Raw genomic sequence first — 9,973 nt, forward strand, 5'->3', positions numbered from 1 at the left:
CGACCGCCGGCGCCGGGCCGACGCGCGGTCCGAGGCGGCTGATGCGCCCGATTCGTCTGTAGGCACAGCGGTTCGGGCCGGCCGGTCGTTGTCCGAGGAGGCCAGCTGATCTGATGGGACGACATCGGGGTGCGTCGGGTCGGCGGTCCGGGCGCGCCACAGTGGCGTGCCGCGGCGGACCGGGGCGGGCTGATCCGGTGGGGCGGTTCGATGGCGCGGCGCGGGCCATCGCCGCTGGCCGGCGGCCTGGACCGTGCCGCCGAAGGCGGGCGTGTCCCGGCTCAGCGCGGCCAGCACCAGCCCAGCGGCCGGCGCCGATCGATCGTGACGCCCCAGCGCGGTGAGCAGCCGCGCGAGGAAGGCCTCAACTCGCATGGTGGTCGTCGCCGGTCTTCTTGCGGGCCGCGGGCAGCTTGACGCGCAGGCGTGACACCCGTCCGGTGCCGTTCAGCATCGGCGTGGCGGTCTCGGAAGGGGTGGCGGCAGTCGTACCGGCGACGGCGGCGAAACTCAGGAACGGCGCGGCAACCCGGGCGATCTGCGTCAGCAGCAGCGGTGCCGCGATCCCTGACGCCACCGCCCCGGCCGGGCCGGACGCCTGTCCTGACGCCCCGAGCCACGCGGCCAGCCCCGCGCCGGCGAGGCACCGGACGGCGGCGGACACCGCGTACGCCGCCGGCCCCGGCTCGCCCGACCCGCGCCACGGCGGCCGCGCGGTCCGGCGGCGGGCCGCCAGCAGGTCGAGCGCTTCGAGCATGAGCGCGGCGAACAGACCCAACATGGCCGCTCCGGCTGCGCTCATCGGACCACCATAGGAACGGGCCGCCCCGGGCTTCCACGGTATCGACCGTCGATCACCCGGTCGGGTTGACGCTCCCCTTGCGCGTCTGGCACTGTCTAGGTTGTCTAGAGGACTTGGAGGACTGGTGAGCAAGGCGCCACTGTACGTGCGGATCGAGCGGGAGCTGCGGGCGCGGCTCGCCGGCGCGCGGCCCGGCGACACGGTGCCGGCCGAGTCGGTGCTCGCCACGGAGTTCGGGGTCGCCCGGATGACGGTGCGGGCCGCGCTCAACGCCCTGGAGTCCGACGGGCTCATCGAGCGGATCCAGGGGCGGGGCACGTTCGTGCGGCAGCGGCCCGAGCCGCGGGCCGCCGGAACCCTGATGAGCTTCCAAGACCAGGTGCGCGGCTGGGGGCGCACCCCGCGCTCGCGCCTGCTGGAGGGCGAGGTCCGGGCGGCCTCCGCGGCCGAGGCGGCGGCGCTCGGACTGACGGCCGCCGCACCCCGGGTGGTGTCGATCGCCCGGGTACGGCTCGCCGACGACGTCCCGCTCGCGGTCGAGTACGCCTGCTTCCCCGCACACCTGAGCGCCCTGCTCGACCTCGATCTGGAGGCCGGTTCGCTGCACCACGCGCTGCACGGGCTGGGCCTGCGCCCGACGCTCGGCTCGTCGACGCTGACGGCGCAGCGGGCCGGCACCGACGGCGAGCGGCTGCACGTGCCTGCGGACGAGCCGCTGCTGGTCGAGACCCGGCTGATCGTCGACCAGCACTCGGCGCCGCTGGAGCACACGGTCAGCCGGTATGTCGGCGCCCGCTACGACCTGCGCGTCACGTTCGACGTGCGGCCACCCGGAACAGGAGAGTCCCGATGAACGTCGCCAAGATGATCGACCACTCGCTGCTGCGGCCCGAGCTGACCACCGCCGACGTCCGGCACGGGTGTGAGGTCGCAGCGCGCCGGGCGGTCGCCTCGGTGTGCGTCCGGCCGTCCGACGTCGGCCTCGCCAGGGCGGCGCTGGACGGGACAGGAGTGCTCGTCGGGACCGTGGCGGGGTTCCCGCACGGCGACACCCTCACCACGGTCAAGGCCGCGGAGACGCGGGCGCTGGTCGAGGCGGGCGCCGACGAGATCGACATGGTGCTGCACATCGGGCGCCTGCGCAGCGGCGACGAGGCGTACGTGCACGACGACATCGCCGCCGTGGTCGCCGCGGCGCAGGGGCGGGTCGTCAAGGTGATCCTGGAGAACGTGTACCTCACCGACGAGCAGAAGGTCGCCGGCTGCCGCATCGCGGAGCGGGCCGGTGCGGGGTTCGTGAAGACCAGCACCGGGTTCGCGGGCGGCGGCGCCACCCTGGCGGACATCCAGCTGATGCGCGCCACCGTCTCCCCGCACGTCGAGGTCAAGGCGGCCGGCGGGGTCCGCAGCCTCGACACCCTGCTCACCCTGCACCGCGCCGGCGCCACCCGCTTCGGCGCGACCGTCACCGAAGCGATCCTCGACGACTTCGCCGCCCGCGAGCGCGGGGAGCGGCCGGCGGCCGCCCCGTCCACCGGCAGCGGCTACTGAGCCGTAGGATCCCCGCGCAGAGGGCGGACGTCGGGGTCAGCACCGTAGGGTGGGCGGCCGGCGAGCGCTATCGGGGCGTCGTGACGGCGGTCAGGATCTTCGTGTACGCGGCGCGGCGGTCGGGGCGGGCGCGGGCGGCGGCCTTGGTGAGCGCCGGCGCGGCGGCGGGGCCGAAGCGGGTCAGGCCGGCCTCGGCGGTGCGGCGGACGGTCGGGTCGGGGTGCAGCAGCAGGCCGACGACCGCGCCGATCGCCGGTGCCCAGGCGGCGCCGCTGACCGCGCGGACCGCGGCGCGCACGATGTCCGGCTGCGGGTCGGCGAGCAGGACCTCGCTGTGCCGCAGGTACGTGGGCCGGTCCAGCAGCTGGCGCGACACGCGGTGGGCGTGCAGGCGGACCTTCGCCTCGGGGTGCCGCAGCAGGTCCCCGAGCAGCTCGGCCAGGCCGGTCCCGTCGCCGGTCTCGGCCAGACCGGCCAGGGCGACGCGGATCCGCGTGGCGTCGCCGTCGCGGGCGAGGTGCAGCAGCTCGTCGCGGGTCGGTGGGCGCACCGTCGCCGACGGCCGGTCCAGCAGCCCAGCCGGCAACCGGGGCTCGGCCGGCTCCGGCAGCAACGGCGCGGGCGGATCGCCGAGCAGGGTGGCGGCCGTGGAGCGCGGCAGCCGGTGCAGCGCGGTGCCGGCGGCGGCCACGACGGACGGGTCCGGATGGTCGCGCAGCCGGAGCAGGGCCGGGACGAACGGCGGCAGGTCCACAGGCACGAGCCAGTGTGTGAGCCGCATCGCCTGGTGCAGCCGCGGGACAGGGGCGTCGGCGGCCAGGTCCTCGGGGGTCAGCGCGCGGGCCAGTGCCGGGGTGGGCGGCAGGTCGGCGTCGCGATGCAGGTGCACCTGCAGCAGACGACGCTGGATGGCCGGTTCGGGCCACGAGCGCAGCGCCTCGGCCGCCCGCAAGCGCTGCGTGGTGCCGGGTTGCGGGTGGTCGAGCATGGTGAGGAGGCGGTCGCGCAGGGCGGCCGAGCGGGGCTGGTCGAGGTCGCCGTCGTGCGGGGTCCGCGGCGCCGGGCCTGTGCGGCCGGCCTCCTCACCGAGAGTCCACAGTGGAGCGTCAATGGGTTGCAGGGCCACCATCCGGTCGAGCAGCGCGGGCCGTTCGCCGGCGGCGGCGCCGGGCCACGCCTCGATCAGGGTCGCGAGGCGCTCCCGCGACTCCACTGTGGACGGCGGACCGCCGGACGCCATGCCCGGCGACGGCGCCTCGCCCTGACACGGGGCCCCGGACGCCTCGCGCAGCGCCTCGCCCTGCTGCGGGACGCCGAACGCCTCGCGCAGGACACGCGTCTCGGCCTGCCACGGGTCGGCGCCGAGCGCGGCGTCGGCGAGGGCGCGTTCCACGTCGTGGCGGGTGAGGACGGCGCCGCAGCGGCGCAGCGTGGCGAGGGTCGAGCGGAGGCCGGCGGGCGCGGGCGGCGCGGCCCGCAACCTGGACGCCACGTCCAGCGCCGCGGCGGGGGTGAGGTGCGGGGCCAGGTCCTCGAGGACGGCGAGGAGGGCGTCGCGGGGGGCGTGCGACAGTTCGCCCACCCCGGTGACCACAGTGGACCGCGCGCGGCCGAACGCGATCCGCTCCTCGGGCGTCCACGGCGCCGGGCAGCAGCGCACGACCAGCCGCAGCACGGACGGGCGCAGGTCCCGCTCGGCGGCCGCGAGCCTGAGCCAGTCGGGCAGCAGCCGCCGCAGGCCGGGCAGCAGCGCCTCGGGCGGCTCCCCCTCGGCGGCGGCGACCCGGCGGGCGGTCCCGGCGTGCCACCCGTCGCGGGTCAGGGCGACGAGGTCCGGATGCGGCTCACGTACGGCGGCCGCGGCCGACTGGGTGATGCCGTGCGCCGCCATCCGGCCGGCGAGCGAGGCGGCGGCGCCGTCCCGCAGCCGCAGCCGGCCGCCGGCGATGAGGTGCAGCAGCGCCGGGCCGGCCGGCGAGCCCTGGTCGGTGAGCGCCGCGACCGACCGCGCGGTCAGGGCGCCGTCGAGGGATTCGAGCAGCGGGAGTTCGCCGGAGCGTTCGAAGGCGGCGATGACGGTCGCGTCGGCCGCGTCGGCGAGGATCGCCCGCAGCGCGGCGGTCAGCGCGGCCCGCAGGCCGGGGTTGTCGTGCCGGCCGAGCCAGCCGAGCAGGTGCGGCACCGTGGCTGGGGTTCCGGTGGTGCGCAGCGCCTCCGCCGCGGCCTTCTTGATGTTCATGTTCGGGTGTTCGAGGCAGGCGGCGACGGCGTGACCGGCCCAGCGGGCGCCGGCCCGGCCGAGCGCGATGAGGGCCTGGCGGACCGTCTGCACGTCCCCGGCGGCGGTGAGCGGCGTCAGCGTCGCGGCGAGTGCCTCGATCCCGTCGCGGGCGAGGACCGCGACGGCGTGTTTGCGCACGTGCGGATCGCGGTGGCGCAGGAACCGGTGCGTGCGGGCGCGGGTCCGCTCGTACGGTGCCCGCTCCAGCAGCTCGAGCAGCACCGCCAGCTCGGTCGGCGGCGCCCCCGGCCGGTCGAGCAGGTCCAGCGCGACGCTCGCGGCGAACGCGTCACCGGCTACCCGCTCGCCGGCGTCCAACTGAGCGGCGTCAGGCGGCCCGGCGAAGCGTCCGGCCGCATCGTGCGGGCCGGAGAGACCTCCAGCGGCGCCGTGCGGGTAGGTGGCGTGGTCGGCGGCGTGGTCGGCGGCGTGGTCGGCGGCGTCGAGGAGGCAGACGGGGCGGATGCGGCCGTCGCGGTACAGGCGGCGGCCCAGCCCCTGCAGCGCGGCGAGCGCCTCCTGCGGCACGACCGGCATCCGTTTCGTGGCCGCCGGCCGGTCCCGGTCCGCGTCGACGGCGGCGAGGTCGGCGGGGAGCCGGTGCTGCTCGTCCGGCGGGTTCCCGCGGGTGTCGTACGCGAGGGCCAGCTCGGCGACGATCCGGCCCAGCAGTTCGGTCACGTCGTCCACGGCGGCGGCGTGGCCGGCCAGCCAGATCAGCGCCTGGAGCGGCCGGTCGGGGGTGGCGCGGGCGCGCAGGACGGCGAGCTCGCGCTCGTCGGGGCGGCCGAGGTCGGCGGCGATCCGGTCGGGCAGGGCCGCCGGGTCGAGCCGCAGCAGCAGCGCGTGCCGGCGGGTCGGGTCGGGCTGGAGCAGCCAGCACAGCTCGAGCGCCTGGTGCCGCCACGGCCGCAGGAACGGCAGGTCCTGGGCGAGACCGTCGGCGAGCACGGCGACGGTACGGTCACCGCCGACCGCTTCGAGAGCGTGCAGCGCCGCGGCCGGCGCGCGGGGCAGGGTGGCGAGCACGGCGTCCTCGGCGGGGGCGTGGCGCAGCACCCGGATCGCGGCCAGGAACGGCTCCGGCTCGGCGGCACGAGGCAGCAACGCGGCGACGTCCCCGCCGATGTCGAGGTCCGGCGCCCCCTGCCGCGCGAGGGCTACCAGCAGGTCGAGCCGCCGCGCCCAGTCCGCCCCACTCCCGTCATGAGCCCCGGCAGACGAACCGGGAACGGAACAGGAAGCGGGACCGGCGAGGAGTGCGGCGCGGGTGGCGTGCCGGGCCGTGTACAGCAGCGCCGCGACGTCGCCGGCGGGAATCGCGTGGTCGGCGAGCGCGAGGCCCACGACCCCCGCGGCGTCGGCGGCGGCGACGATCAGCCCGCGGTGGTGCATGGTGGTGAGGCAGGCGACAGCGGCCGGGCCCAGCAGCAACGGATCGGTGGCGCCGAGACCGACGACGGCGGGAATGTGCTCGCGGTCGAGCAGCTCGCCGAGCGCTTCGAGCGCGCGCTGCCGGACCCGGGGCGGCACCCGGACGTCGGCGGCGGCGTCGAGCAGCGGATCCCGGAGGCCGTGCCGCGCCGCGGCCGCCACCGCCGCCGATGCGACATCCGCCGTGCCGGCGACGCCCGCCGGCGAAACGGCGGGACCGGTGGGCGCGGGGGCCAGGAGCGCGCGCAGGCGGTGCGGGGCGACAGGGTCGACGGCGGCCCAGGGCTCGGCCAGCTCGGTCAGCGCGCCGGCCACGACCGCCGGCGTGCCGCTGTCGAGGAGCCGCCCCAGGATCCGGCGGGCGGCGGCGGGGGCGAGCACCGCGGCGCGCAGCCCTTCCCGGCACAGGCGGAGCGCGGCGCCGTGCAGGACCGGGTCGTCGCGGCCGGTGAGCTCGTCGAGCAGCCGCGGCGGGTCGGACGCGTCGGCGCAGGCCAGGCCGGCCACCGCCTGGAGCAGCGGCTCGCCGGGCGGCTCGGCGGGAAGGTGGCCCGGCAGGTGCAGCAGCTCGGCCCGCAGCCACGCCACCCGCACCACCGCCACCGGACCGTGCTCACGCCAGCGGGGCCAGGCGGACGGCGGCAGCCGGCCGTGCCGCTGGAAGAGCGTCGCCGTGGCGAGCGCGACCTCCGGCGTCTCGTCCGTCCCGAGCAGCCGCAGGAGGTCCTCGTCGACGTCTCCGCCGATGAGCCGCGCGCCGAGCCACTGCACGGCGAGCAGGCGCAGGGACGGGTCGCCGTGGCGGGCGAGCCGGGCCAGCAGCGCGGGCGGGCAGGCGGTGCCGTCGACGTGTGCGGCGAGCCAGTCCACGTCGCCCCGGTCCACAGCGGCCGTGACGTGCGGATCCGTCGGCTCGGTCACAGGCCCGATCCTATGCGGGCCCGCAACCGGAATCAGGCGGCGGTGAGGGCGCCGATCTCGTCGAGGATCGGCGTCCACAGCGGGCGCGGCAGGTCGTGGCCCATGCCGGGGTGGACGACGAGGCGGGCGCCGGGCACGGCGGCGGCGGTGGCGTGCCCGCCGGCCACGCGGATGAGCGGGTCGGCGTCGCCGTGCACGACCAGCGTCGGGACGCGGACCGTGGCCAGGCCCGGGCGGCGGTCGCCGGAGGCGCGGATGGCGGCGAGCTGGCGGCGGGCGCCGGCCGGGTCGTGGCCGCGGTCGTACGCGCGGCGGCCGACGTCGCGCAGCCACGCCTCGTCGCGCGGGTAGGCGGGCGACCCGATGGCGGTGAAGACCTGGAGCATGCGCTCGCCGGCCTCGTCGCGGGTGGTGGCCGGCGGGATGCCGAGGGCACGGAGGGCGCCGAGCCGCGCACGGCCGATCTGGGGTGCCGGCGTGGACATGATGGAGGTCAGCGTCCGCACGCGGTCCGGGTGCCCGATGGCGAGGGTCTGCGCGATCATGCCGCCGAGGGAGGCGCCGGCGATGTGGGCGGAGGGCCAGCCGACGGCGTCGAGGACGGCGACGGCATCGAGGGCCATGTCGGTCAGGCGGTACGGCGCCACGGCCCGTGGGCGGGTCAGCAGGTCGAACAGGCCCGGGCTGCCGGCCTGCGACCAGTGCGTCGACTCGCCCGCGTCGCGGTTGTCGAAGCGGACGACGCTGTAGCCGCGGCCGGTGAGCTCGGCGCACAGTTCGTCGGGCCACGACAGCAGCTGCATGCCGAGCCCCATGATGAGCAGCAGGGGTTCGCCGCCGGGCCGGCCGAGCCGCTCGTAGGCGATGGTGACGTCGTCGCGGCGGGCCAGGGCGATGACCATCGGCTCAGCATCGGTGATGAGACGCGATCTCGGGAAGGCCCGCCGCGACGCCGGTTTTCAGCAGCCGACGCAGGTCGCGGCGTCGAACTCGTGGTCCCGCAGCCCCGGCGGCATCTCGGCGACGCCGGGGCCGCCGGCGGTGAGCCACGCGCCCACCGCGTCGACGGTGTCGTGGCCGAGGATGTCGCCCAGGTAGACGGGTCTGGCCCCGCCGCGGCGGGCGGCCCGGGAGGGCTGGACCACCACGACGTTGGAGCGTTCGCAGACCGAGAGGCACTCACTGACGCGGACGCGGTGCCGGCCGGCGCCGGAGCGCAGCGCGGCGAGCTGCGCGTCGTGGTCGACGTCGGGGTGCTTGTCGGTGCTGCCGCAGCAGCAGTCGCGGCACACCGTCAGCGTGCAGGCGTCGTCCCCCCACGGCGGGGCCATGACGTCAGCGGCTCGCGGCGAGGGCCGGCGCGGCAGTGTCCAGACCGGCGTCCCGGCCGGAGCGCTGGTCGGGGTCGCCGGGGACGGGCGCGGCCGGGTCGGTGCCGAGCTCGACGATGCGGTTGGCCCTGTCGACGTGGACGACGCGGGAGCGGTGCGAGGCGACCTCGGCGGCGTCGACCAGCTCGAACGACATGATGATCACCAGGTCGCCGGGCGAGACGAGGCGGGCGGCGGCGCCGTTGATGCCGATGACCCCGCTGTCGCGGGCACCCTCGATCACATACGTGGTGAGGCGGGCGCCGGTGTCGATGTCGACGACCTGCACCTGCTCCCCTTCGACCAGGCCGGCGGCCTCCAGCAACGCGCTGTCGATGGTGATCGATCCCACGTAGTGCAGGTCGGCCTGGGTCACCGTGGCGCGGTGGATCTTTCCGCCGAGCAGGGTGCGCTGCATTGAGTCGTCCTCTCCGAGGGGCAGACATGGATGTCCCGAAAGGACGGACATGAAAGCCCATCCTAAGTTAGGCAATGCTAACCTACATTCCTGCCTCGGCGCGCCACCCTCCGGCGCGGCGGCCGCGACCCCGAACTCTCCAAGGAGCATTGATGACCCGCACCCCCCGACCCAGGACGTGGTCGCGCCGCACGGCGCTCGCCGCGGCCGCCCTGCTCGCCGTGACCGGCCTGGCCGCCTGCGGCGACGACGCGAAGGACTCCGCCGCCGCGACGCCCAGCGGCTCCGCCGCACCGGCCGCGTTCCCCGTCACGATCGAGCACAAGTTCGGCTCCACGAAGATCGAGTCCGAGCCGAAGCGGGTCCTCACGGTCGGCTGGAACGACCAGGACTTCGTGCTCGCCCTTGGCGTCACGCCGGTCAGCACCCGCGAGTGGTTCACCGAGTACCCGAACTACCCGTGGGTCAAGTCGGCGCTGGGCGGCAAGACGCTGCCGACGTTCTCCGCCGAGATCAACTTCGAGGCCATCCTCAAGGAGAAGCCCGACCTGATCATCGCCATCTACGAGACGGTCAACCAGGAGACGTACGACCGGCTCACGCAGATCGCGCCGACGGTCGTGCAGTCGAAGGACTACGCCGACGAGCAGACCCCGTGGGACGTACAGACGCTGACCACCGGCAAGGCGCTCGGCAAGTCAGCCGAGGCGAAGGCCCTCGTCGACAAGGTGAACGCGAAGCTCGCCGAGGTCAAGAAGGCGCACCCCGAGTTCGCCGGCAAGGTGCTCGTCGAGGACTTCGGCCCGGAGAACGGCCAGCACTGGCTCATCGCCGCCAAGGACCCGCGCCGCGCCCTGTTCGACGCGCTCGGCTTCGCCGCGCAGGCCGAGAAGGACGAGATCAGCGAGGAGCGGCTCGACCTGCTCGACAAGGACATCCTCTTCGTCAACGGCGCCACCAAGGCCACGATGACCGCCTCGCCGGTGTTCGCCAAGCTGAAGGTCGTCACCACCGACCGCGCCCTGTACACGACGTTCGAGACCCCGCTGTCCGGCGCGCTGGCCTACAGCGGCCCCAACGCGCTGCTCTTCGCCCTCGACATCCTGGTGCCGGCGCTCGCCGCCGCCGCCGACAACGACCCGGCCACGAAGGTCCCGGACCTCGCCGCCGCGTAACCCGCGACCATGCAAGAGGGG

Annotated in this window: 8 protein-coding genes; 3 read left to right on the forward strand and 5 right to left on the reverse strand. The window is 76.1% G+C overall.

Annotated features, from left to right (window positions below; all coding sequences use genetic code 11):
- Positions 1 to 364 precede the first annotated feature (364 nt).
- The gene (locus ACQEVZ_RS51640) at positions 365 to 802 is read right to left on the reverse strand and encodes a hypothetical protein (protein ID WP_433382847.1); all 438 of its coding nucleotides are present in this window, start codon (positions 800 to 802) and stop codon (positions 365 to 367) included.
- Between the two features lie 124 nt (positions 803 to 926).
- Between ACQEVZ_RS51640 and ACQEVZ_RS51645 the strand changes: the two genes are divergently transcribed.
- Together ACQEVZ_RS51645 and deoC are read left to right on the forward strand one after the other, a co-directional pair.
- The gene (locus tag ACQEVZ_RS51645) at positions 927 to 1,655 is read left to right on the forward strand and encodes a GntR family transcriptional regulator (RefSeq protein WP_433382850.1); all 729 of its coding nucleotides are present in this window, start codon (positions 927 to 929) and stop codon (positions 1,653 to 1,655) included.
- Entirely contained in the window at positions 1,652 to 2,353 is a 702-nt protein-coding gene (gene deoC / locus ACQEVZ_RS51650) for a deoxyribose-phosphate aldolase (RefSeq protein ID WP_433382853.1), read from the forward strand. Before ACQEVZ_RS51645 ends, deoC begins: the two co-directional genes overlap by 4 nt.
- 67 nt (positions 2,354 to 2,420) lie before the next feature.
- Here the strand turns inward: deoC and ACQEVZ_RS51655 are convergent, their stop codons facing one another.
- From ACQEVZ_RS51655 to panD, 4 genes are read right to left on the reverse strand one after another with little or no spacing between them, the layout of a single operon-like run.
- Complete coding sequence (locus ACQEVZ_RS51655) at positions 2,421 to 6,989, reverse strand: HEAT repeat domain-containing protein (protein WP_433382856.1); 4,569 nt, start codon at positions 6,987 to 6,989, stop codon at positions 2,421 to 2,423.
- 32 nt (positions 6,990 to 7,021) lie between these two features.
- A complete protein-coding gene (locus tag ACQEVZ_RS51660) occupies positions 7,022 to 7,891 on the reverse strand; it encodes an alpha/beta fold hydrolase (protein WP_433382859.1) in 870 nt (289 codons plus the stop codon).
- A 57-nt stretch (positions 7,892 to 7,948) separates the two neighbouring features.
- On the reverse strand, positions 7,949 to 8,287 hold the full coding sequence (locus tag ACQEVZ_RS51665) for a hypothetical protein (RefSeq protein ID WP_344500676.1): 339 nt from the start codon (positions 8,285 to 8,287) through the stop codon (positions 7,949 to 7,951).
- A gap of 37 nt (positions 8,288 to 8,324) precedes the next feature.
- Complete coding sequence (gene panD / locus ACQEVZ_RS51670) at positions 8,325 to 8,777, reverse strand: aspartate 1-decarboxylase (RefSeq protein ID WP_433382862.1); 453 nt, start codon at positions 8,775 to 8,777, stop codon at positions 8,325 to 8,327.
- Between the two features lie 152 nt (positions 8,778 to 8,929).
- On the opposite strand from panD, the gene ACQEVZ_RS51675 reads away from it, so the two are divergent.
- Positions 8,930 to 9,952 carry an ABC transporter substrate-binding protein gene (locus ACQEVZ_RS51675; RefSeq protein ID WP_433382865.1) on the forward strand — a complete coding sequence of 341 codons (1,023 nt, stop codon included), beginning with the start codon at positions 8,930 to 8,932 and terminating at the stop codon, positions 9,950 to 9,952.
- Positions 9,953 to 9,973 lie beyond the last annotated feature (21 nt).

Source organism: Dactylosporangium sp. CA-152071 (assembly GCF_050936335.1).
In the GTDB taxonomy this organism is placed as follows: domain Bacteria; phylum Actinomycetota; class Actinomycetes; order Mycobacteriales; family Micromonosporaceae; genus Dactylosporangium; species Dactylosporangium maewongense.

What these genes read in the sequence shown, in the direction of transcription:
- deoC (WP_433382853.1), top strand. Translation starts at nt 1,652, where the DNA reads ATGAACGTCGCCAAGATGATCGACCACTCGCTGCTGCGGCCCGAGCTG.
- ACQEVZ_RS51640 (WP_433382847.1), bottom strand. Translation starts at nt 802, where the DNA reads ATGAGCGCAGCCGGAGCGGCCATGTTGGGTCTGTTCGCCGCGCTCATG.
- ACQEVZ_RS51660 (WP_433382859.1), bottom strand. Translation starts at nt 7,891, where the DNA reads ATGGTCATCGCCCTGGCCCGCCGCGACGACGTCACCATCGCCTACGAG.
- panD (WP_433382862.1), bottom strand. Translation starts at nt 8,777, where the DNA reads ATGCAGCGCACCCTGCTCGGCGGAAAGATCCACCGCGCCACGGTGACC.
- ACQEVZ_RS51675 (WP_433382865.1), top strand. Translation starts at nt 8,930, where the DNA reads ATGACCCGCACCCCCCGACCCAGGACGTGGTCGCGCCGCACGGCGCTC.